Below are 21,833 nucleotides of genomic sequence, written 5' to 3'. Positions count from 1 at the left end.
TGATGACCTTACCGACAAAAAGTTGATACCAATTATATACGCAATCGTTTGCTTTTACTATCAAGGAAAAAACACTATAAAAAAAATTTTCATAATCGATTGATAATAATAATTATTATTTAATCTAATGGTGTTTTATCGCGCCCAGTAATAAAGGGTTCTTTGTGAGAAAATTTAATATACTGTTTGCGTAAAATAGCTAATACACAAAACATTAAACCAATCCAAATAAGTGAAAAACTAATACCTTTGACCCAATCAAAGAGCTCATTAAATAAAAATACGGCCAATAAAAATTGAATTGTTGGTTCTATATATTGCGCTAAACCAATCACCGTTAATGATGTCCGTTTAATCGCTGCGGTAAAAAAGAGCAAAGGAATTATCGTGACAGGCGCCGCTAACATATAAAGAACTTTAATTTGCCAATCCCCTTGCGTCACGGCACTTAGACCATGAGATGCTAACCACCAAGTGATCGCTATTGCAATGGGAAGCAGCCAAAGTGCTTCTAGAAATAAAGACGTAATCACATCAAATCGAATAAATTTACGAATTAACCCATAGACTGCAAAAGCACTCCCCATTACTAACGCTAAAATAGGTAATTCACCATACTGCCAAATTTGGTAACCGACCCCCGCACAAATAAAAATAACAGCCATTTTTTCTGCAAAAACAAGCCGTTCGCGAAGGAACAAAACACCAAGTAAAATAGAAAATAATGGGTTAATAAAATAGCCAAGACTAGCAGCTAACACCTGCCCGTGGGTTAATGCATAAGTAAATGTTGTCCAAGATATCGCCATAACCGACGAACTAAATAAACATAGAATTATCGACTGTTTGTCAGACCATACCTCACGCCATAAAGATTTATTTTTGATAATTAAGCGAACAAGAAAAAGTATAGGCACAGACCAGATAAGACGTTCTGCAAGTAGCTCTAAAGGTTCCGCACCGGGAAGTAAACGATAAAATAATGGTGTTATTCCCCATAAGATATAGGAAAAAATAGCAAGAGCTACTCCCGAGCGAAGCAACATGATTTATCCACAATAAAATCTGATTAAATAATATTAGCTACTTATCATACGCCAAAATGCAAAAAATAAAACTTGCCACCACCATAATATAATTTGAATTATATCAAGTATTCTTAAACTAAAAGGTAACTATATCGCTACCTTTTAGTTGCTCAATACACATATATTCTCATCAAAAAACATCGCGTTGATGTAATGGCGGTTGCTGCTGCATAAATACAAATAATTCCTGTTGTGTCGGAGCCGCAGCGATAGCGCCTTTTTTAGTTGTCGCTAATGCACCACAAGCCGTAGCTTGCGAGATGACCTTCATCAATCCCTCTTTTTCGTTGACTAGCCCATATTGTGAGATGGCCGCCAATAACCCTGCCATAAATGCGTCACCTGCACCAGTAGTATCAATACTTTCAACTAAATAAGCACTTACGGCTATTTGAACTGAGGGGGTGAACACCTGACAACCTTTAGCACCTTGAGTCACAATTTTTAATTGAGCAGGGTAATTTTGCAATTTAGCTATGGCATTCTCAAAACGACTTTCTTGCGTTAACCACAGCAATTCATCATCCGAAAGTTTTAAAATATCTGCTTGTTTTGCAAAATTATCAACAATTTGGTGCATTTCGTCGGGATCTGACCACATTTGCGGACGAATGTTAATATCAAAGCTCAGTAATCCGCCAGCGAGCTTGAGTTGTTCGATAGCTGTCGATAGTGATGCTCTGCATTGATGGTGCACCAGAGCTAATGAGCAAAAATGCAAAATATCATTACCAAATTGCGGTAAATTATTTATCGTTAAAAATTGGTCGGCCGAAGGAGAAACTAAAAAAGAAAATTCACGTTCTCCATTTTCGTGTAACGAGACGAGAACAGTACTTGTTTTATACTTTTCATCAAACTCCATCGCACTAGTATCAACCCCTATATCAAATAGGGTTTTCTGCATAAAATGCCCAAAAGCTTCTTCGCCGACTCGCCCAATAAAACCACTGTTTTGCCCTAAGCGTGCAACACCCGCGGCAACATTCACAGGTGCTCCACCAGCACAAGCTTCATATTGCATGTTTTGAAGGGGGATTAAATCAATGACAGCATCCCCTAATGCCCAAACTTTCATTATGTCTCCTTTGCGAGTTTTATATTTTTAACCTTCATTCTTATTCATAGCTAGCACATTACCAACTCATAAAAATAAAACTAGTAAACGCAAACTGTTAACGTTAACATTGAGTATAAAGAAACCAGCAAATAAACGCACCTATTATTGAATTTCATGTGCTTATTTTGTTATTGCGATCGAAAAACATTCAGGAAGCCATAATGAAAAAACAACTTGAACTAGCCAACGAAGCCATCAAAACAGCAAGGAAAAATATGGACTTGCAGTTTTACCCACAATACCACCTTGCCCCTTATGCAGGCTGGATGAATGACCCTAATGGTTTGATCTATCATCAAGGCCAATACCATGCATTTTATCAACATCATCCATTTAGTGCGATTTGGGGCCCCATGCATTGGGGGCATGCAACAAGTACAGATATGGTACATTGGGAACATCAGGCAATTGCGTTAGCACCTAGTGAAGACTATGACCGAGATGGTTGTTTCTCAGGATCTGCAATTAGTTACGATAATAAATTATATCTGTTCTACACGGGCCACATCTGGTTAGCAAATCCAGGTGATGATAGTCAAATCATCCAATCACAATGTGTTGCAATCAGTGAAGATGGTATTCATTTCGAAAAGAAAGGTGTTGTGCTTTCTGCACCCGATGGTTATATGCACTTTCGAGATCCTAAAGTTTGGCGACAAGATGGAAAATGGTGGATGGTCGTCGGCGCAAGAGACTCCCAAGATCAAGGACAAATACTTTTATTTAAGAGTACAGACTTATTAAATTGGGATCAAAACTACCAAGTTCTGGCAAAAACTGACGACGATAATGTTTATATGTGGGAATGTCCTGATTTCTTTCCATTAGGCGAACAATTTGTTGCCCTCTTTTCACCTCAAGGAAAAAAGGCAAAAAATTATCAGTATCGAAATCTATTTCAAAATGGTTATTTGGTTGGTAATTGGTCTCCTAATTCATCTTATAAAATTTCACATGCATTTACAGAACTTGATTTCGGCCAAGACTTTTACGCACCTCAAACCTTTTTAGCTAAAGATGGCCGCCGTATCGCTATCGCTTGGATGGATATGTGGGAAAGCCATATGCCCACACAAAAACATGGGTGGTCAGGATGTTTTACTTTACCTAGAGAGCTAACACTGAATGAACAAGGTAAAATTGTCGCTAAACCTATAGAGGAATTGAAAACATTACGTCAGTCCGCAAGCCATTTTCCCGCAACAACACTAGCTAAAAACAGCACAATCATACTGAATGAGAATGCGACAAGTTGTGAAATAGAACTTATCTGGGACTTACAGCAAAGCCCTGCTGAAAAATTCGGCTTTTGGGTAGGATACGGCGTACAGTTTTACATTGATAACCAAAGTCAGCAATTAACCTTAATGCGTCATTACCCTGAATATACAATTAGTGATAGTCGTTGTGCGCCAATACCTGAAGGTCATCAACTTAAAATAAATGCTTTTATCGATCACTCTAGCTTGGAAGTATTTATTAATGATGGTGAACTCAACTTTAGTTGTCGAATCTACCCCCATCAAAGTGAGCGGGACTTAAGATTATTTGCAATAAATCAGCAAGCAAAGCTCGAAAAAGCGATTTATTGGGAGATCAAAAAATCCATTGAATAGCAAGCTACTAGATTTGCTTTTCTCTGCAAGGTTAAAAAGAATTACGTTCTAACAAGTCGCAAGCAACATATTCAACACTATTTTGCTGCCGTTCTTCTATGATGTGTAAAGCGGCTTGTTGGCCTAATTGATAGTGCGGTAACACAACCGTACTTAATGGAGGATAAAATAGTTCCCCGACACCTATCATATTATCATAGCCAAGTACTGCGATATCTTGTGGAATACGTAAGCCACGGCTAAGTAGTACTTGGTAAGCTAAAAATGCTATACGGTCATTTCCACAAATAATGACATCAAAATTCGGTTTTTTATTCTTAAAATGACTATTAATTAAAGCTATAACATCTAAATAATGCTCATCGCCTAACTCTAAATGGTGTTGCTGAAGTGATGCTAGCGGTAAGTCAGCACTTGCCCACGCAGACTCCACCGCTTCACGGCGCATTTTTCCAGCAAGTGTCTCTTGCGGAATATAAAGACAAAGAGGATTTCGATACCCTTTCTCTATTAAGCGTTTTACTGCATTAAATTGACCATTAAAATCATCTGGCACATAAGCAGGGAACTGCCCATTTTTATCTATGCAATTAGCAAGAACCAAACGATTATTATGTAATGTTTCTGGAATCGCTACTTCTCGAAGCCCCATCGTAGTATAAATAATACCATCAGGCCGCTGAGATAATAATTGTCGGACAGCTCTTTCACTATCTTCGCTAGATGTAATATTAACTACAAAGCTACTCCAGCCGAATTGTCTCGCGGTTTGTTCTATTGAAAGAATGATTTCTACAGAAAAAGGGGTAGTTGCTGTATCGAGGGCCAAAACACCAACTGTCGAAACCCTAGAGCTTTTCCCTCTGATCTTTCGCGCTGAAAAATCAGGGACATAATTGAGTGACTCAATAGCTTGTTGGACTTGTTTCAAGGTTTCAGGCTTTAGTAATTCAGGGCTATTAATTGCCCTTGATACAGTCATCAATGAAACATTTGCAAGTCGAGCTACGTCTTTTAAAGAAGCCATTAAGTATATTCACTCATCAAAACTAGGTAAGTATTAATTTTAACATGTTAGATATAAAAAGTACTTAATCTTCGTCAATTCACAAGTTAAGAGCTATCACCTCAAAAAACAACATAAGTGTACATCTAAGACTTTTTATGACTAATGATTTAAGATATTATTGATTAGCTTTAGCAATATTTCTGTCTATCACTTTATGATAAAAACACATTTAATAAGTAAAATCACCTAAAATGTTACACGTCATTAATCGAATATTACCCAATGACACAAACTTTAACTATTGTTTCTATTTTTATATTAAATTTAACTAGATGATGTTTTTAATATAAATTAAGGTCAGTATTACATTAATAAAAAAAACAACGATCAGTAGAAAATATTATTGTGGAATTTAAATTTCACTTTATTTATCTACGTATTTTATCAGATTAGTATGAATATCAAATCAGTTCAACAGGAGTATGGTGATGAATAACACCATTCACGTAATCGTAGAAAGTGATAATGTCTTTAAGAATAAACTGAAATTAATGATGGAATCTTTTGGTTTTATCTTTAGATTTTATAATAACGAAGAAGTGTTTATGAGTAATTATACTTACCCTAATGAGATTAATGTAAAGGAATGTATTTTATTATTCTTAAACAATGATGAAAATCGTATTAATCGATTAAACAATATAAATAATTCATTTGGTATTGTTCCATTCATTGTGCTTGCCGAAGAGCCTTCTATCAGTCTATGTCGAGAAAGCTTTAAATCTGGAGCTTTTGATTTTTTTCCTTTTCCTTTCAAAGATATAGAAATATCAAATTCCATTAGTAACGCGATGGAATTATTTTTAAGTATGCATGAAAAGCATAAAAAATATACTCATCTCTCTGATAAATTTAATCGTCTTTCGGTTAGAGAAAGAGAAATTATGGATATGATATTAGAAGGTAATACCAGTAAAGAAACCGCAGAAAAACTGTCATTATCACCAAGAACTGTAGAGGTACATCGCTCTAATATTTATACAAAATTAGGAATAAAATCACTACCACAACTTATTCAAGAATACGAATACATTAATACCTATCCTAGATATATTTAATCTATATGCTATGTTTACCTTCTTATAGCGTTATTATTTCTGATGGCTTGATTCTAAGCCATCAGAAATTAACTATATGAAAAATACCTAAAGGTACTATAATTTAGATAAATATAGATTAATATTCTGTTAATTTTGAAATAATAACTTATTTTTATAAGTGATAAAAACAACACCACTCTGTTATGGATTAAAAACCTAAGTAAATTAATAATTCAGATGGTAATAATAACCACTAATAATCATAAAATAAAATTACATTTTTTTTAGTTATTAAAGTATTATTTACCCTCCCCATATCTCACTACTTTTTTAGTAAAACAATAACCTTTATCAACGAACTTTCTCTCTCATAAAACTAAAAAAATAAGGCTACAAACGACATACCTCCTTACCGTATCCAAGCATAATAAGCATCGTTTTCATTTTCTTTTCTCAATACATCAAGTAACGATACAAGTAGATAGATTACGCTTTATTTATCTATCGGCTGTCGTTCAAAATGTTGGTAAATATTTCGCGCTTCGCTGTTTTTATGTTTTGTAGCTGTTCGAAAAACACGCGAAAGCGCTATTTTTTACCATTCAGAGCATATAGGAGAGCTATTTGTAGTCCTTAATGTTAATTTCGTACTGCTTTAGCTTGCGCCATAATGTTGTCCGTCCCATATCAAGGACTTTATGCATTTTTTGAATTTTACCTTTGCAAGCTTGTGCAACTTCAATAATCAAAGCTTTCTCAACTGAATGAATATCTAAGTTAGCGAACCGTTGTTCGTCCTTATCTACCTTAAAAATACCTTGTTCGTAATAGTGAAATTTCAATTTTTCACTCACTTCCCTTGCTAAGGATTGCGTAAGTGCAAACAAAATATTGCAACTATTCTTAGTTGAAGATAAAACAACAACGAGTACAGGCTCACCAGTATGTGAATACACTGGTGCTAAGTAATAAAAAATTCCATGTAATTCAATTGGCTCTGCATACAACCTAAGCTGTGCCCCATAAGTTAAATTATCAGATAGTAAATTTGCTATCTCAAAATTACCATCAAGCTCATGACTGAGCCACAGCGTTTTCCCATCAGTGCTCAGTAGAGAACTGCGAATATTATTATCATGTAATGAGGCTAATCCGCTCTCAATGGTTGTATGAGCAAGCTCTACGATATATTCATAATTACCTGAATTATAAATACTTTCTTTTACAGGTGTTGTAGTTGGAAATATTAAATGAGTTGACATAGTTATCCTTATTCTTCGATAAGAGTTATCTGATTATGTCAATTTGCCATTTAATTATTATATTCTAGATCAAGTTATTAATTGATAGGTTTACAACCATTGATACACATCAATTTTTTATAATTAAAAGTAGTAAATCAATGTGGTAAAAAAGAAAATGGCTAACTGAATCTATCTAAGTTAGCCATATACACTTCTAGAACGCTTTTATTAAATTAAGCAGTAACAATATTTCCCCACAGATCATATTCATCTGCATGCTCAACTAATACTTTCACTATATCCCCAACGCTAACCTCAAATTCACCATTGAGATAAACCATACCATCAATTTCTGGTGCATCAGCCATACTACGACCAATAGCACCTTCATCATCAACTTCATCAATAATGACTAAAATTTCTTTACCAATTTTATCTTGTAATCGCTGTGTAGAAATTTGCTGTTGTAATTGCATAAAACGATGATAACGATCTTCTTTTATTTCCTCAGGAACTTGATCTGCTAGTTCATTCGCTTTCGCTCCCTCGACAGGGCTATATTTAAAACAGCCGACTCGGTCCAACTTAGCTTCCAATAAGAAATCTAATAGCATTTGGAAATCTTCTTCTGTCTCACCGGGAAATCCAACAATAAATGTTGAACGTAAGGTGAGTTCAGGGCAAATTTCACGCCAACGTTTAATCCGCTCAAGTGTTCTTTCAACGGCACCGGGGCGTTTCATTAATTTTAAAATTTTCGGACTTGCATGCTGTAATGGAATATCTAAGTAAGGTAAAATTTTACCTTCTGCCATCAACGGGATAACATCATCAACATGTGGATAAGGGTAAACATAATGTAAACGCACCCATACGCCCATTGAAGCAAGTTGTTCGCATAACCCCACCATGCTAGTTTTTACAGGCTGACCATCCCAAAAACCCGTTTTATTTTTAACATCAACACCATATGCAGAAGTATCTTGGGAAATAACCAGTAACTCTTTGACTCCTGAAGCGACCAGACGCTTAGCTTCATTTAACACATCCCCGATTGGACGGCTATCTAAGTCCCCTCGCATTGAAGGAATAATGCAGAAAGTACAACGATGATTACACCCTTCGGAAATTTTTAAATACGCATAATGCTTTGGTGTCAATTTTACCCCTTGCTCAGGGACTAAACTCAAGAAAGGGTCATGTTCAGGCTTCGGTACATAGTGGTGAACATGGTTAAGTACCTGCTCATAGCTATGTGGGCCAGTGATTTCTAAAACTTTTGGATGTACTTCACGAATTTGGTTTTCTTTCGCACCAAGGCATCCTGTCACAATCACTTTACCATTTTCATTCAGTGCTTCCCCAATCGCTTCTAATGATTCCTGCACTGCACTGTCGATAAATCCACAAGTATTCACAATGACTAAGTCAGCATTATCATAGCTTGGAACCACTTGATAACCATCAGTGCGTAATTCAGTTAAAATGCGTTCTGAATCAACTAGGTTTTTCGGGCAGCCGAGAGAAACGAAACCAATTTTTGGTACCGGATTAGTATTTTGCGACATAACTCACTTCTTTTATTGTGTTATAAATATTGTTTTAGAAAAATGGGCGAAATTTTACCTGAAGAATTGAGGGAATTGTATAAATTTTTGTCGAAAATAATATGAATTTAAATCTAGAATAGATAGAAACAAATCTTGCTTTTAGTCGGTGATTTTCACAAATCATTTTGTAAAAACCACCTAAAAATGCCAATCAGCGATTAATTGAACGAGCAATACGTGAGTAAGTGTGCCTAACCCCTCGGATCACAATACTATAATTTAAAATATTCTCAGGTAATGCAATTCCGTTATACCCTGAATCACCAATATGATGTAAATCTGTCCCGGCCATTTTACACATTAATGCTATTTGCCGAATAGTTTGTAAATCTGCGCCTTCTTGAGAAGTCCCAATCGCTGTCATTGTCATCACACCTTGGGAATGGCAATAACCCACCATTTTTTGCACAAACTCTAACGAGATCCCGGGGACCGTTCCTGGAGCCGGAAGCAAAATGATATCTGCACCACTGTTAATAAAGGTACGAATATCATCTTCTGTTATGAGTTGCTCAGCCGAGGCATTCAAAACCCCTGCCGCGTGCATTTTCCCTGTAATAAGCACAATATCTTCGCCAACAACAGCTTTAAGCTCTTTAAGGCTCTGGTTAATTTCCTGATTAGTGACTCCATTTCCAGGGTTTCCCGTTAAAACAATAATGTCAGCACCCATTTCTTTTAACTTAATGGCATTTTTTACTGTTGCTAACCGCCCCTCTGACATTTTCCACTGCGCATCCTGTGTTGGATTATTAAATCCCTCAGGTACGGGCTCTAAATTAACGCCTATTGCTCTCCCCGTTAAACGCTTAAGCGTTCGAATGATTTCTTCGGGTTCAATCCCTTCGGGCAGACCTTGCATAATAGGTTGATTAACATCAAAAACATTCAGCAACAGGATATCGGCACCTTGGCTTGCAGCTAATTCAGCATTCGTTACCGTCATTAATACAGGCTGAATTGTACCAATGGTTTCAGAAACCAATATTCGCCCTTCACTGGCTTTAATTGATTCTAATAGATTCTTTTTATTGAATTTTGCGATTTCTGAAGCTGAACAATCAAGATAACGTCGTTGCATGGCTATACCTTTAGTTTCAACAAAATTGATGAAAAACTCATTTGTCATGAATATCTACATTCAAAATATATCACGTAGATAATAATAAACTGCCTAATAGAGCACACTATTAGCAAGTTATTTTTTGAAGAATAATAACTTTTTCTAACACATAGATTTTTATATAAAAATAATCATTCTCAGCAACGCGCTGTCAACTTATCAGAAATTATCACTTGTTTTTTATTAATAGTAATGATTATCATTACTACTCTATATCACTTATGGTAAGGACAAAAATAATGAAACTCGCCTATAAAGCTGCTGTTTCAGGTCTCGCGTTGTTTTCAATCTCAGCATTCGCTCAAGAGTACCCTCTCGGTCACCCTGTGATCAAAAACGGAATGGAAATCCAAGGTGTTTATTTACAGCCCATTACAATGGATACCGAAGAAGGCCATCATGCGATGTCTCACTTAGCTGCAGATAAAGCAGATGTCCACTTAGAAGCAGATATTCACGCTGTTGAAGATAACCCAAATGGCTTTGCAGAAGGCGATTGGATCCCTTACCTGACCATTGAGTATTCAGTTACTAAACTCGGTGATAAACCACAAACTCAAACAGGCACATTTATGCCTATGGTGGCGAGTGATGGCCCTCATTATGGGGAAAACATAAAATTAGATGGCAATGGTAAATACCGCGTCACCTATAAAATTTACCCGCCATCACACAATAAAGAAGTTGCCTTTGGCCGCCATATTGATAAAGAAACAGGTGTAGCCCCTTGGTTCCAACCGTTCGAAGTCTCTTGGGACTTTGACTACGCAGGTATTGGCCGTAAAGGTAGTTACTAATTTTTTTATTAAAATTAGTTAAGGGCTTAACCAAGGGAGTTATCTTGCGTAAGCCCTTTTTTGTTTGTTGTTATTAAAGGATAAACCAAGCCAAAATGAAAACATTACTGAGTTTTTTACTGGTTATCACTTGTACAATAGTTCCCTTATCTTCATTTGCTGCAGAAAAATATACTGTCGAATTAGAAATGAAAAATGGTGATCTCATCCCGCGAGTTCTTGAAGTTCCTGCAAAAACGATTATCCGCATTAAAATTATCAACACAGGTACTGAACCCGCAGAGTTTGAAAGCATTCAATTAAGAAAAGAAAAAGTTTTAGCGCCGGGTGCAAGCTCAGTAGTGGTAATAGCACCACTGAAACCTGGTACGTACACTTTTTTTGATGACTTCCACCTTTCTCACCCCAAAGGCGAGATAATTGCGAAATAAAAGGATTTAGCATGGGACAAGTTCTGTTTGTTGTTTGGCGTGAAAGCTTTGAAGCGCTACTTGTCATTGGCATTATTTATGCGTGGATTAAACGTCACCCTGACGCACATAATGGTATGAAATACCTTTGGGCTGGTGTCGCTATCGGGGTTATAACCTCAATCTTATTGGCGCTTCTCATTTATGGTGTATTCAATGTCCTCGATGACACTGGGCAATCACTATTTATGATTTTTATGGAGTTACTCGCCTGTGTTCTGATTGTCCAAATGGTGTATTGGATGAACAAACATGGAAGTTCAATGAAATCCGAAATTGAGTCAGGAATAAGCCGTAATGCCGCCCACCATAACTGGTGGGGAGCCGCATTGATTATTGCTATTGCCATTGCCCGCGAAGGGAGTGAAATCGTCGTCTTCCTATCTAGCTTTATTATGTCGCTAACCACATCTAATGCCTCGACTTTCTTTATCGAGGTCGGTGGTGGAATTGCGATTGCAGGTCTTACACTTTATGTTTTCCTACTAACAAATCGCTTAATTTCGTGGTCTATCTTCTTTAAAGTTACTGGGGTTATTTTATTATTCCTCGCATTATCTCTCTTACTTAAAGGTGTAGAAGAAAGTGCTAACTTACTGATTGAATATGATTTCGCTATCCCTGAGTTTTTAATTTACCCCGCTTGGGATACAACTGCATTTCTCGATGATTCTGGTATTGCTGGCAATTTTATCTCTTCTTTCTTTGCCTACCGTTCACAACCGATTTGGCTCAGCGTCATTACCTTTGTCCTTTATTGGGCTATTGTGATCCCATTGTTTGTTCGGAGCAAAAAAAATGTCTAGCTCACTGAGGCGGAATATCAAATGGATGTCTTTTAGCTTAATACTCAGTGTTGCCATTCCTACTTTGGTTCAAAGTAAAGCACTAAGATCCCCTGTGCAAACAGGGGACAACATCATTATTGCTAAAGGTGATATACCCACTCCAGAAAAATATCAACATGCAATCCAAACCTATTTAACCTTTGCCACTAATCAATTGGCAGAAATGATCACACAATTGGAATTGTTACAACAGAGTTTACAGCAAGGGAAGCTGCAACAAGCTCAAACAGCATATATTCAAGCTCACCAGTACTATGAAACAGTGCGCCCGATTATTATTTTATTTGGTAATACGGATAGGACAATTAACCCAAGAGCCGATTATTTCCTCGATAAAGAAACAGATTATCGCTTTACGGGGTTTCATCTTGTTGAGTACCAGCTATTTATGCAAAAGGATGCAAAACTTGCGTTAGCGGCAAACCAAGAGCTATTACTCAAAGGGCGTGATTTGCATAAACGAGTAGCAACTGAAACCATCGAAATACCCAAGCTTGTGCAAGCCTCGGCTGATTTTATTGAAATGATCTTAGAAACAAAATTGGGTGGTAAAGAAAATATCTACAGTTTTTCTGATTTAACTGATATTGCCGCTAATTTAGAGGGAGCAAAAAAAATAGTTGAGGTTCTTAAACCTTTTATCAAGCCAGAAACACTGGATAAAATACAGCAAAATGAACAGCTGATTAACCAAATAATGCAGCCATATCAACTGTCAAATACCACATACCAACCTTATAGCCAATTACAATTAAAAGACAAAATGGCGCTTTATTCATTACTCACTCAGCAAGCTGAAACCTTAGCGAAATTACGTGCTGAGCTTGATGTCGATGTTTACTATAAATATTAAGGCATATATTTATGCAAGCTAAACTTAGTAGTATATTGCAAACCAACGGAATGTCTCGGCGTAATGCCCTAAAAATGCTCGCAGTTAGTAGCGCAGTTTTAGCGGCTCCAACATTAAAAGCGCAAGGGAAAATTGCTAATTGCCAGCTCACCTATAACAAAGCAATCAATTATCTTGGGCTACACCAAGCCGGTGTTTTAACGCCTGAACCCAAAAATGCCACTTTTATTGCATTTAATACTACAGCGAATTCTGTCGAACAATTACAAACTTTTTTTACTTTACTGACTCAGCGTATTGCTCACTTAACTCAACCCCAAATAGAGCCGTCAATCAATAACGATAAGATGCCTCCGGCAGAATCAGGTATTCTTGGGACACAACAACAACCCGACTCACTAACTATCACCGTTGCTTTAGGAAATTCTCTTTTTGATAACCGATTCGGCTTAAATAAAATTAAGCCTAAACATCTTAGTGAAATGACCAGTTTTCCTAACGATCGACTAGAACAAAAATGGTGTGGTGGTGATCTTCTTCTGCAAATATGTGCGAATAGCCAAGAAAGCGTTATCTATGCATTACGTGACATCCTACGTCATATTTCGCCATACAGTTTTCCTCTCTGGAAAATAGATGGTTTCTTACCTGCAAGAGATATTGATAACCACTCAACGCCTATCAACCTTTTTGGTTTTAAGGATGGAACAGGAAATGCGCCTGCCGATGACAATTCGTTAATGAACGAATTAATATGGATAACAAAAGGCAGCCAAGAACCGTCTTGGTGCGACGGAGGGACATACCAAGCAGTACGTCTCATTCGTTTTAATTTAGAGTTTTGGGATAGAACACCATTAGAAGATCAAGAAAATGATTTTGGCCGACATAAAGACTCAGGAGCACCAATCGGCATGAAAAATGAGCATGATGATCCTGAGTTTGAAAAAGATCCTCATGGTGACCGTATTTTATTTGATTCCCATATGCGCCGTGCAGAGCCTCGTAACCCTGAACGTTATACCGCAAAACTAAGGCGAAGAAGTTATAGCTATTCACTGGGGTTAACCGAAACAGGAACTCTCGATATGGGCTTAGTTTTTGTCTCTTTTCAACAAAATTTAAAGACAGGCTTTATTGACACTCAAAAACGGCTCAATGGTGAACCACTTGAACGTTATATCAAGCCTTTTGGTGGAGGGTACTATTTTGTATTACCTGGAGTCCAATCGGCACAAGACACACTTGCTGAAAAAATGTTTACAGCCTTAAAACAAACTAGCTAATTATATTTATAAAATGAAAGCCCTTATTGCATTTGCCGTAAGGGCTTTATTCGAAGCGATATTCATCTCTTTTTAATTGAACACATTATTATTTTTTACGTTCCTTCACATCCGCTTCGACTTCCTGTTTCCAGTCCTCTGATATTGGCGCAGACATTTGTTTAGCTTCCACCGCTTTATTTACAGCACGATAAGCTTTATCGTAGCCTGTCCCATCTTGCACATAACCAGTGGCATTTGAACTTTTAATCCCAATATTTTCCGCTTCAGAAATGGCATCAATATTGGCTCCTAAGAAAATAAAATCCCATTTATCTTCTGTTTCAGCAGACTTAATCATAGCTTTAATTTTCGCCTGGGAATATTTACGGCTACTATTTTCTTGCCCATCTGTAATTATTACAAAAAGGACATTATTATTTTTAGTAACCTTTCTATTTTCTTGCATTTTTTCAATGCCTTCTCCTATTGCGTCTAACAATGCGGTATAGCCACCAACAGGATAATCATCAAGTGTTAGATTAGAAACTTTTGCAATGGGTTCTCTATTATGGAGTAAACTTGTTTTGTCATTAAATAAAATAGTTGTAATGTAGGTTTTTGCTTTTTTTCCTTTATTTTCAGTTAATACACTATTATATCCACCAATTGTATCAGTCTCGAAACCTGACATAGAGCCACTTTTATCAAGAATGAATACTAAATCTAAAACATCGGGTTCCTTTTTGGTATCAATAATAGTTGTACTGCTAGCGACAGAAGAAAATAAAAACAAAAATACAGCTGATATGACGGTGAAAACAGATTGTATGGATAAATTCATCGCCGAGTTCCTTGGTGAGGTTAATAAAAATATAACTACCCCAATCTCGCTTTTTCGCCAATTATTTCAAATAAGATTACTCTGTATAATTAATAAGCATTTTCTTAATTAATTTCAAAAAAATTATTACTCGAAATAGTTTTTTGAGTAAATATGTAAAGAGTAAATCTACTTAAATGATTACTATTTTAACCAAATACCATTTTCTCTTACTACATTAATTTCTTGAATGAAATGATTATATTTAATATTTTCCGCAACAGAATTTGATGAAGCACTTCGAGCCTGCTCCTGGACTAATTCTGTGATAGCCTGATGAAATTCTTGGTTTAATTCTTCATGAATATTCACATCATCGGTACTTTTTAACCGCGTAACTAACTGAATTAATTTTTCGGCCTTTGCCTGTACATCCTCATTATCAAAAGTAACAGTTGGGACTCCATACATAAATACCACATTGATAGAATCCACAGCTTCATGATTAGCAGGATCCGGTAATAAATTTTGTCCGTATTCATTATCTAAATAGGCAATTAATTCATGTTTATCAAAACACTTTGATTTAATATTTCCATCTAACTTATCATCATAAAGTGTGATTGAATCTGGAAAATTTTCACCAACCGGGTAGCTACACCTAAATATATTTCCATCAATAAGCGTTGCATTAGAACTGCGAACTGGCAGTTCAAGCTCGTGCCCATTAATCGTAATGGGGTAACTCGCAGGTTTAAACCTCTCTTCTTTGCCATCAACAGCATAAACTTCAGACAATGTGTAATAAACAAAATGATTTGGGTTAATAATACCGCCAGAGTTATTTTCAAAGACAAAAAAATCCGTCACGTTACCCTCATCGCTTTCTAACTGGTGTAACCCGCTAGAAAGTAAAACAACACCTTTATCTTCTGGTAAAACATCATAATCTTTACCATCTAGCTTAAACCTAATCGTGTTTGCGCTTGGGTTACTATAATAAAATTTACCTTTACCACTTAAAAGCTCCATATCATCACAAGCGGAAAGTAATATAACCGCGGCGATAAAACAGCTATATTTTAGTATAGTATTCATAAAGTTATTCCAAAGCTTTTTAAAATCAATTTATTAAATAAAAAGTGAGCGCTATCTGTAACGCTCTTTAAGATATTATTATCGATATTGAAACCATTATTCAGTTATTCAAATAAAATAACTTTACGATAAATGCGGTAGTAATCTGCCTTAGTTGATAAATCTCATACGTTGTTATCACGCAATACTTTTAACAATACCTGAAAAACCTCGTCCATTAGTGGCGTCGCTTGCTCGCTATTACGAATTAAAGCGACTGTGCGCGTTAACTCCGGTTGTTGTAATTGCAAAACTTTCAATTCCGGGTCTCGTAAATGTACAGTATAAAGCAGTGGTAAAATAGCAATCGCTAATTTTGAACGAACTAAGCCATACAAGGTTTCAATATAATCTACTTGATAACGAATATTTAATTTTAGTCGGTGACTTTCCACCGTAGCAGCAACTAAACGTTGAATATTACCTTTCGAAAATACGGCAATATCACGATTATTTAGCAATTTCCACGGCAAGTGAAATTCATTGGCAGACACGGCATCATCATGATGAACAACAGCAACAAAAGGGTCATCCTGCAAGGGAAAGATATTTAAATTTTGAGGCACTGAGCTATCTAACACACCAATGCCAAAATCAATTTCATGATTGATAAGTTTATCAATCAAAGCGTCATTCGTTTGGTCATAAAACTCAATATTAAGCCTCGGAAAATATTGAGTTAATAATTCAGGTACAGCAGGAAATAACAAAGAACTTACGGAAGGAACCAGCCCAATACGCAATGTTCCATCCCCACCTTCCACGATTATTTTTTGAATTTCACTAAATGCACGGTGAGAAACACTCAGTATTTGCTGTGCATGTGGTAAAATTGCTGCGCCTAGCTCCGTTAATGTTACGGATGAAGCGGTACGATTAATTAGTTTTCCTCCAATAACCGTTTCTATTTGCCGCAAAGCACTACTCAAAGCAGGTTGGCTCACCGCTAGACGATTTGCTGTCTCGGTAAAATGACGCAGTTTTGCTAATGTCACAAAATACTGTAGTTGTTTGAGCGTAAGTGCTGGCAGTCTCTGCCAAGGTTCTATCATAATAATGTACTTTTATTTTTATTGGATTAGCCAATATATCTGTTCATTATAACCATTTCTTATCGCATGATAAATTTTATCATCTTGGCAAACGTTTGCGTTGCTCATAAAGTAACAGTCATTAAATTGAAGGAATGGTATTTTTATGAGCATAACAGAACAAAACAGGCGTCACGTCATTCAATCCGCTAAAGGTGAAAAGCCTTTTGACCTTTTACTCGCTAATGCCAATATTGTCGATATGGTCACAGGTGAAGTTCGCCTTGCAGATATCGGGATCACCGGCAACCTAATTGCTAGCGTTCACCCTACTGGAACCCGTACTGATGCAAATGAAGTCCATGATTTATCAGGCTATTTCATTTCACCCGGCTTAATAGACACTCACGTTCATTTAGAAAGCTCACACTTACCTCCTGTTCGCTATGCCGAGATAGTTCTAGCTCAAGGAACAACTGCTGTATTTTGGGACCCCCATGAACTCGCCAATGTACTAGGCCTAGAAGGTGTACGTTATGCCATTGATTCTAGCCGAAATTTGCCGCTAGATATTATGGTTGCAGCCCCTTCATCAGTACCATCAACACCTGGCCTAGAAATGTCTGGTGCAGACTTTGCTGGGGATGAGATGTCAACCATGCTGAGTTGGCCGGAAGTCCGCGGTGTGGCTGAAGTTATGGATATGTTTGGCGTGCTCCATGGCAGTGATAGAATGGAAGAAATTCTAAATGCAGGAATTACATCAGGTAAACTTATAGAAGGCCATGCAAGAGGTTTAAATGGGGCTGATCTCCAAGCTTATCTGGCTGCCGGAGTCACATCTGATCACGAATTAACCTCGGCTGAAGATGCCCTTGAAAAACTGCGTGCGGGCCTTACATTACAAATTCGTGGCTCTCATCCTTACCTTCTTCCCGATATTGTTGCCGCATTAAAATCCTTACCACATTTATCATCGCAAATTACAGTATGTACGGATGATGTTCCGCCCGATATGTTAATTGAAAAAGGTGGCATTATTGCGTTACTTAACCTTTTAATTGAGCATGGAATGCCGGCAACGGACGTACTACGCTTTGCTACATTTAATGCTGCAATACGCTTGCAACGCCATGACCTTGGCCTGATTGCCGCAGGTAGAAAAGCAAATTTAGTTATCTTCGATTCATTGGAAGTTTTGAAAGCGAAAGCTGTGTATGTGTCTGGACGAAAAATTGCTGAAAATAATCAGCTTATCAATGCATTAAATGTGCCTAATGACATTTTACCTCCACGCGATACCATGCGACTTTCACCTATTACCCCAAATGATTGCACATTAAAAATTGATGAAATAAATAATGGTAGTGCGCGTTTACGTCATATTCGTGGGGCGCGCTTTACCCAATGGGGAGAAGTTGACGTACAAATCAAAAATAGCGTGGTACAACTGCCGAATAATTTCAGTCTTATTCGAGTTCAACACCGTCACGGCCGTCACGATGCTTTACCTCAAATAGCCTTACTTGAGGGCTGGGGTGAATTACGCGGAGCCATTGCGACAAGCTATTCACACGATTCACATAACCTCGTTGTTCTTGGACGTGACCCCGATGATATGGCTATCGCTGCTAATTTATTAATCGAGAGTGGTGGAGGTATGGCGTTAGTGCAAAATGGCCAAATTTTAGCCCATGTTGCGATGCCAATAGCGGGGATGTTATCTGATTTACCCGCGCCTGAATTAGCCGCTCAGTTTCGTCAATTACGTGAATTAAGCAGTGAAATTGCAGATTGGGAACCACCTTATCGCGTATTTAAAGCCATTGAGGGAACTTGTCTTGCCTGCAATGCAGGGCCACATTTAACCGATTTAGGATTAACTGACGGAACAACACGCCAAATCGTTGACGCTGTTATCCATACGGTTAAGCACGCTTAGAAAATTAAAAATATCAAAAATAATGATAGGAGAGCCTATTAATGGCTGACAGTTCAATAAATACGCCAACATCAGGGAGTTGGCTGGAAAAACGCTTTGCTTTACGTGAACGTGGGAGTTCAGTGAAAACAGAGTGTTTAGCCGGAGTTACTGGTTTTTTAGCTGCAGCTTATCTGCTAGTCGTGATCCCCGGTTTACTTGCCGCAGGAGGAATGGATAAAGGCGCAGCAACCACTGGAACAATTATTGTCTTCGTCATTGCCAGTTTATTAATGGCATTCTATGCGAATTTACCATTTATTGTTGGCCCCGGTATCGGAGGCTCTGTTCTTGTCGGTATTACTCTCGCAGGTAGTGAAGGCATTGACTGGCAAATAGGGCTCGGCATTGCTTGTTGGTCTGGAATTTTATTTTTCCTATTAACTAAATTTGGCTTGCGTGAGGTTGTTACACGCTCTGTTCCTCAATCAATTAAACTCGGATTAACTGCATCAATTGGTCTGTTCGTGGCCGTTTTAGGTTTTCGAAATGCAGGATTAGTACTTGCTAACCCAAAAACAAATGCACTAATGCTTGGGGATTTCCTTTCTCCTGGCGCATTAGTTGCACTCGCAGGCTTTTTCGTTGCGATTGCACTACAAGCTCGCAAAATACCAGGCGGAATTTTATGGGCAATTTTATTTGCAACTCTCTTAGGCATTCCTTTTGGCGTCACAAAATTGCCTGAAAGCTTTATTGGTATTCCACATTCTGTGGCACCTGTACTAGGGCATGTAGACTTAATTGGCGCATTAAATATCGCTTTCCTACCTTTCTTATTTGTCTTTTTTGCTGCTGAGTTTTTCTCAACCATGGGAACAACTTTAGCCGTTGGCGGAGAGGCTGGCTTATTAGATAAAGAAGGTAATATGCCAAATATTAACCGCCCCTTTATCGTTGACTCAATTGCTGCTGCATTAGGCCCTTGGGTAGGTATTCCAGCGGCAACCGCACTCATTGAGTCCTCCGCTGCCGCAGAAGCTGGGGGTAAAACAGGTATGACTGCCCTTGCTGCTGCCTTTATGTTTTTACTAATGCTGTTATTTACGCCTATCGCATTAATGATCCCAGCCCAAGCCACAGCTCCAGCTCTAATTTTAATTGGACTAAATATGTTTAGTGGCTTACGAAAAGTGGACTTAGGCAATTTTACTGATGGCTTACCAGTATTAATGATGGTGATGATTACGTTAATCGCTAATAGTTTTGGTACTGGTATTGCAGGTGGGCTGTTATTTTATATTTTAATCAAAGCGGTTGCAGGCAAATGGAGAGAAATTCCAATAAGCTTGTGGATCCTTGCAGTACCTCTTATTTATTATTTCTCAACATTAGTAAAACACTAATACCACGAGTGCCAGAAAAGCCGATACTTCCACTGTCGGCTTTTCTATTCTAATAAATTTAGTTCAAAACTGCATGAGCTTCTATTTCTATTAACCATTCTGGCAAGGAAAGCCCTGAAACAATAACCCAAGAAGATGCAGGTGGCATATTTGGAAATTTTTCTTTTAATGCTCGCGCAATATCAGCTTGTTCCTTATGGCTGTTAAAGCCCTCTTTGATATAAATACGTAGCATAGCCACATGAGATAAATCGCCACCGGCCTCATGCAATACATGTTCAATATTAATTAATGATTGCACGGTTTGTTCGTAAATTCCCCCAGCAACAGTTTCTTCCGCAGCATTCACACCAACCTGACCCGATAAAAATAATTGTCGGGTTCCCGTTGTTTCTACGGCTTGGCTAAAGCCATACTGCAAAGAATTAAAGACAGACGCTGGATTTATCGATTTTTTAGTCATTTTTGTTCCATCGTTAATAAAACAGTAAAGCAGTATAAGACTTTCACTTTTCAATTCATTAAATATCAGGCAAACGTTATTTGATTTGTATTAAAAAAGCATCAAAAGACACACTGGCTTATGTGCATCTAAGAATAAACACGAATACGCTCAGCTAAATAGTTCGCACACAAGGTGACTTCCACCTGTTGATTTTCCCATTCAACAGAAACACCAGTTAAATAGGCCTTTTTCGCTACCAGTAGCACCGAGGCCAATTCCACTGGCATGAGTTCTATTGCCCAAATGGCAGCCTCATCCTTTGATATAAATAGTCCCGTTTCCATGGTGTACCACATGCGTGCTAATGTCAGTAAAACATTACGCTCATCACCTTTTAGAGATAACTCTAAATTAGGGAGTGAATCTAACATAGCTCGGCGAATATCATGCAGGCCAACAATAGGTAAGCCGTATATTTCCTTGTGCCATAAACTTACTGCTTCTTGTGACGCTTGGGCTAACATTAGTGTGAATTCAGGGTCTTGAGTTTGTCCTTCAAATACCCCTTGCTCGTACTCTGTACGTAACCACTCTCCATAAATTAATTCACATTTTGCAGGATAAGAAAGCATGTTTAATTCACTTGTTAAGAATACAACAATTTCCAGTGGTCGCCGGCCTTTTGGATCAATCGGATATAAGCCAGAAATATCCATTAAATCTCGTACAAGTTGTTCACGGCAAATATCAGTCACGGGGCTATCAATCACCACAAGTAAATCAATATCACTCATTGGCCGTAACCCACTAGAAACAGAGGAACCGTGTAGATAAACTGCAATTAATGAATCAGAAAAATGTTTTCGCAGAATAACCAATGCTTGTTCTGCTTCGGGGGGAGTCACCATCATATCGCTCCTATCATAT

General features: G+C 37.6%; 20 protein-coding genes. 9 read left to right on the top strand and 11 right to left on the bottom strand.

The features are described from left to right. Nucleotides 1-119: 119 nt before the first annotated feature. The gene (gene rarD / locus PZ638_RS04910) at nucleotides 120-1,046 is read right to left on the bottom strand and encodes an EamA family transporter RarD (RefSeq protein ID WP_004260597.1); all 927 of its coding nucleotides are present in this window, start codon (nucleotides 1,044-1,046) and stop codon (nucleotides 120-122) included. Nucleotides 1,047-1,218: 172 nt separating this feature from the next. Beyond that, nucleotides 1,219-2,166 carry an aminoimidazole riboside kinase gene (locus PZ638_RS04905; protein ID WP_004260601.1) on the bottom strand — a complete coding sequence of 316 codons (948 nt, stop codon included), beginning with the start codon at nucleotides 2,164-2,166 and terminating at the stop codon, nucleotides 1,219-1,221. Between the two features lie 203 nt (nucleotides 2,167-2,369). On the opposite strand from PZ638_RS04905, the gene PZ638_RS04900 reads away from it, so the two are divergent. Beyond that, nucleotides 2,370-3,824 carry a glycoside hydrolase family 32 protein gene (locus PZ638_RS04900; protein WP_094960940.1) on the top strand — a complete coding sequence of 485 codons (1,455 nt, stop codon included), beginning with the start codon at nucleotides 2,370-2,372 and terminating at the stop codon, nucleotides 3,822-3,824. 31 nt (nucleotides 3,825-3,855) lie between these two features. Here the strand turns inward: PZ638_RS04900 and PZ638_RS04895 are convergent, their stop codons facing one another. Beyond that, nucleotides 3,856-4,851 carry a LacI family DNA-binding transcriptional regulator gene (locus tag PZ638_RS04895; protein WP_004260608.1) on the bottom strand — a complete coding sequence of 332 codons (996 nt, stop codon included), beginning with the start codon at nucleotides 4,849-4,851 and terminating at the stop codon, nucleotides 3,856-3,858. A gap of 470 nt (nucleotides 4,852-5,321) precedes the next feature. On the opposite strand from PZ638_RS04895, the gene PZ638_RS04890 reads away from it, so the two are divergent. Further along, a complete protein-coding gene (locus PZ638_RS04890; RefSeq protein ID WP_094960939.1) occupies nucleotides 5,322-5,951 on the top strand; it encodes a response regulator transcription factor in 630 nt (209 codons plus the stop codon). 602 nt (nucleotides 5,952-6,553) lie between these two features. Here the strand turns inward: PZ638_RS04890 and PZ638_RS04885 are convergent. From PZ638_RS04885 to PZ638_RS04875, 3 genes are all read right to left on the bottom strand, one after another. Beyond that, on the bottom strand, nucleotides 6,554-7,195 hold the full coding sequence (locus tag PZ638_RS04885) for a helix-turn-helix domain-containing protein (RefSeq protein WP_094960938.1): 642 nt from the start codon (nucleotides 7,193-7,195) through the stop codon (nucleotides 6,554-6,556). Nucleotides 7,196-7,410: 215 nt separating this feature from the next. Continuing rightward, the gene (gene rimO / locus PZ638_RS04880; RefSeq protein ID WP_004260618.1) at nucleotides 7,411-8,745 is read right to left on the bottom strand and encodes a 30S ribosomal protein S12 methylthiotransferase RimO; all 1,335 of its coding nucleotides are present in this window, start codon (nucleotides 8,743-8,745) and stop codon (nucleotides 7,411-7,413) included. 193 nt (nucleotides 8,746-8,938) lie between these two features. Beyond that, a complete protein-coding gene (locus PZ638_RS04875; RefSeq protein ID WP_036958384.1) occupies nucleotides 8,939-9,868 on the bottom strand; it encodes a DUF7916 family protein in 930 nt (309 codons plus the stop codon). Nucleotides 9,869-10,149: 281 nt separating this feature from the next. Here PZ638_RS04875 and PZ638_RS04870 point away from each other — a divergent pair, with 281 nt between their 5' ends. The 5 genes from PZ638_RS04870 (at nucleotide 10,150) to efeB (ending at nucleotide 14,164) form a co-directional block, all read left to right on the top strand. Then, nucleotides 10,150-10,707: an iron transporter gene (locus PZ638_RS04870; protein ID WP_144140643.1), complete on the top strand. Its 558-nt coding sequence runs from the start codon at nucleotides 10,150-10,152 to the stop codon at nucleotides 10,705-10,707. A 95-nt stretch (nucleotides 10,708-10,802) separates the two neighbouring features. After that, nucleotides 10,803-11,138, top strand: coding sequence for a cupredoxin domain-containing protein (locus PZ638_RS04865; RefSeq protein WP_144140641.1), 336 nt, complete (start codon nucleotides 10,803-10,805; stop codon nucleotides 11,136-11,138). A gap of 11 nt (nucleotides 11,139-11,149) precedes the next feature. Next, nucleotides 11,150-11,983, top strand: coding sequence for an FTR1 family iron permease (locus PZ638_RS04860; protein WP_144140639.1), 834 nt, complete (start codon nucleotides 11,150-11,152; stop codon nucleotides 11,981-11,983). Then, nucleotides 11,976-12,878 carry an EfeM/EfeO family lipoprotein gene (locus PZ638_RS04855; RefSeq protein ID WP_144140637.1) on the top strand — a complete coding sequence of 301 codons (903 nt, stop codon included), beginning with the start codon at nucleotides 11,976-11,978 and terminating at the stop codon, nucleotides 12,876-12,878. Before PZ638_RS04860 ends, PZ638_RS04855 begins: the two co-directional genes overlap by 8 nt. 11 nt (nucleotides 12,879-12,889) lie before the next feature. After that, on the top strand, nucleotides 12,890-14,164 hold the full coding sequence (gene efeB, locus PZ638_RS04850) for an iron uptake transporter deferrochelatase/peroxidase subunit (protein WP_144140635.1): 1,275 nt from the start codon (nucleotides 12,890-12,892) through the stop codon (nucleotides 14,162-14,164). A gap of 88 nt (nucleotides 14,165-14,252) precedes the next feature. Here the strand turns inward: efeB and PZ638_RS04845 are convergent, their stop codons facing one another. From PZ638_RS04845 to PZ638_RS04835, 3 genes are all read right to left on the bottom strand, one after another. Beyond that, nucleotides 14,253-14,987 (bottom strand): vWA domain-containing protein, encoded by a 735-nt coding sequence (locus PZ638_RS04845; protein WP_050763767.1) that lies wholly within the window; start codon nucleotides 14,985-14,987, stop codon nucleotides 14,253-14,255. Between the two features lie 183 nt (nucleotides 14,988-15,170). Continuing rightward, on the bottom strand, nucleotides 15,171-16,064 hold the full coding sequence (locus PZ638_RS04840) for a hypothetical protein (RefSeq protein ID WP_004260642.1): 894 nt from the start codon (nucleotides 16,062-16,064) through the stop codon (nucleotides 15,171-15,173). Between the two features lie 164 nt (nucleotides 16,065-16,228). Next, nucleotides 16,229-17,155: a LysR family transcriptional regulator gene (locus PZ638_RS04835; protein ID WP_004260644.1), complete on the bottom strand. Its 927-nt coding sequence runs from the start codon at nucleotides 17,153-17,155 to the stop codon at nucleotides 16,229-16,231. 145 nt (nucleotides 17,156-17,300) lie between these two features. Here PZ638_RS04835 and PZ638_RS04830 point away from each other — a divergent pair, with 145 nt between their 5' ends. After that, nucleotides 17,301-19,076 carry an adenine deaminase gene (locus PZ638_RS04830; RefSeq protein ID WP_164564728.1) on the top strand — a complete coding sequence of 592 codons (1,776 nt, stop codon included), beginning with the start codon at nucleotides 17,301-17,303 and terminating at the stop codon, nucleotides 19,074-19,076. Between the two features lie 41 nt (nucleotides 19,077-19,117). Then, complete coding sequence (locus tag PZ638_RS04825) at nucleotides 19,118-20,461, top strand: NCS2 family permease (protein ID WP_004260651.1); 1,344 nt, start codon at nucleotides 19,118-19,120, stop codon at nucleotides 20,459-20,461. Nucleotides 20,462-20,519: 58 nt separating this feature from the next. On the opposite strand, the gene PZ638_RS04820 is transcribed toward PZ638_RS04825, so the two are convergent. Next, entirely contained in the window at nucleotides 20,520-20,924 is a 405-nt protein-coding gene (locus PZ638_RS04820; protein WP_004260667.1) for a RidA family protein, read from the bottom strand. 128 nt (nucleotides 20,925-21,052) lie between these two features. Continuing rightward, the gene (locus PZ638_RS04815) at nucleotides 21,053-21,817 is read right to left on the bottom strand and encodes an aminoglycoside adenylyltransferase domain-containing protein (RefSeq protein ID WP_206277448.1); all 765 of its coding nucleotides are present in this window, start codon (nucleotides 21,815-21,817) and stop codon (nucleotides 21,053-21,055) included. Nucleotides 21,818-21,833: the final 16 nt, after the last annotated feature.

Origin of the sequence: Providencia hangzhouensis (assembly GCF_029193595.2) — a bacterium.
Classification (GTDB): Bacteria; Pseudomonadota; Gammaproteobacteria; order Enterobacterales; family Enterobacteriaceae; genus Providencia; species Providencia hangzhouensis.
Note: the sequence above shows the minus strand (reverse complement) of the source record. Positions and strands in the feature narration are given on the sequence as shown.

What these genes read in the sequence shown, in the direction of transcription:
- rarD (WP_004260597.1), bottom strand. Translation starts at nt 1,046, where the DNA reads ATGTTGCTTCGCTCGGGAGTAGCTCTTGCTATTTTTTCCTATATCTTA.
- PZ638_RS04905 (WP_004260601.1), bottom strand. Translation starts at nt 2,166, where the DNA reads ATGAAAGTTTGGGCATTAGGGGATGCTGTCATTGATTTAATCCCCCTT.
- PZ638_RS04900 (WP_094960940.1), top strand. Translation starts at nt 2,370, where the DNA reads ATGAAAAAACAACTTGAACTAGCCAACGAAGCCATCAAAACAGCAAGG.
- PZ638_RS04895 (WP_004260608.1), bottom strand. Translation starts at nt 4,851, where the DNA reads ATGGCTTCTTTAAAAGACGTAGCTCGACTTGCAAATGTTTCATTGATG.
- PZ638_RS04890 (WP_094960939.1), top strand. Translation starts at nt 5,322, where the DNA reads ATGAATAACACCATTCACGTAATCGTAGAAAGTGATAATGTCTTTAAG.
- PZ638_RS04885 (WP_094960938.1), bottom strand. Translation starts at nt 7,195, where the DNA reads ATGTCAACTCATTTAATATTTCCAACTACAACACCTGTAAAAGAAAGT.
- rimO (WP_004260618.1), bottom strand. Translation starts at nt 8,745, where the DNA reads ATGTCGCAAAATACTAATCCGGTACCAAAAATTGGTTTCGTTTCTCTC.
- PZ638_RS04875 (WP_036958384.1), bottom strand. Translation starts at nt 9,868, where the DNA reads ATGCAACGACGTTATCTTGATTGTTCAGCTTCAGAAATCGCAAAATTC.
- PZ638_RS04870 (WP_144140643.1), top strand. Translation starts at nt 10,150, where the DNA reads ATGAAACTCGCCTATAAAGCTGCTGTTTCAGGTCTCGCGTTGTTTTCA.
- PZ638_RS04865 (WP_144140641.1), top strand. Translation starts at nt 10,803, where the DNA reads ATGAAAACATTACTGAGTTTTTTACTGGTTATCACTTGTACAATAGTT.
- PZ638_RS04860 (WP_144140639.1), top strand. Translation starts at nt 11,150, where the DNA reads ATGGGACAAGTTCTGTTTGTTGTTTGGCGTGAAAGCTTTGAAGCGCTA.
- PZ638_RS04855 (WP_144140637.1), top strand. Translation starts at nt 11,976, where the DNA reads ATGTCTAGCTCACTGAGGCGGAATATCAAATGGATGTCTTTTAGCTTA.
- efeB (WP_144140635.1), top strand. Translation starts at nt 12,890, where the DNA reads ATGCAAGCTAAACTTAGTAGTATATTGCAAACCAACGGAATGTCTCGG.
- PZ638_RS04845 (WP_050763767.1), bottom strand. Translation starts at nt 14,987, where the DNA reads ATGAATTTATCCATACAATCTGTTTTCACCGTCATATCAGCTGTATTT.
- PZ638_RS04840 (WP_004260642.1), bottom strand. Translation starts at nt 16,064, where the DNA reads ATGAATACTATACTAAAATATAGCTGTTTTATCGCCGCGGTTATATTA.
- PZ638_RS04835 (WP_004260644.1), bottom strand. Translation starts at nt 17,155, where the DNA reads ATGATAGAACCTTGGCAGAGACTGCCAGCACTTACGCTCAAACAACTA.
- PZ638_RS04830 (WP_164564728.1), top strand. Translation starts at nt 17,301, where the DNA reads ATGAGCATAACAGAACAAAACAGGCGTCACGTCATTCAATCCGCTAAA.
- PZ638_RS04825 (WP_004260651.1), top strand. Translation starts at nt 19,118, where the DNA reads ATGGCTGACAGTTCAATAAATACGCCAACATCAGGGAGTTGGCTGGAA.
- PZ638_RS04820 (WP_004260667.1), bottom strand. Translation starts at nt 20,924, where the DNA reads ATGACTAAAAAATCGATAAATCCAGCGTCTGTCTTTAATTCTTTGCAG.
- PZ638_RS04815 (WP_206277448.1), bottom strand. Translation starts at nt 21,817, where the DNA reads ATGATGGTGACTCCCCCCGAAGCAGAACAAGCATTGGTTATTCTGCGA.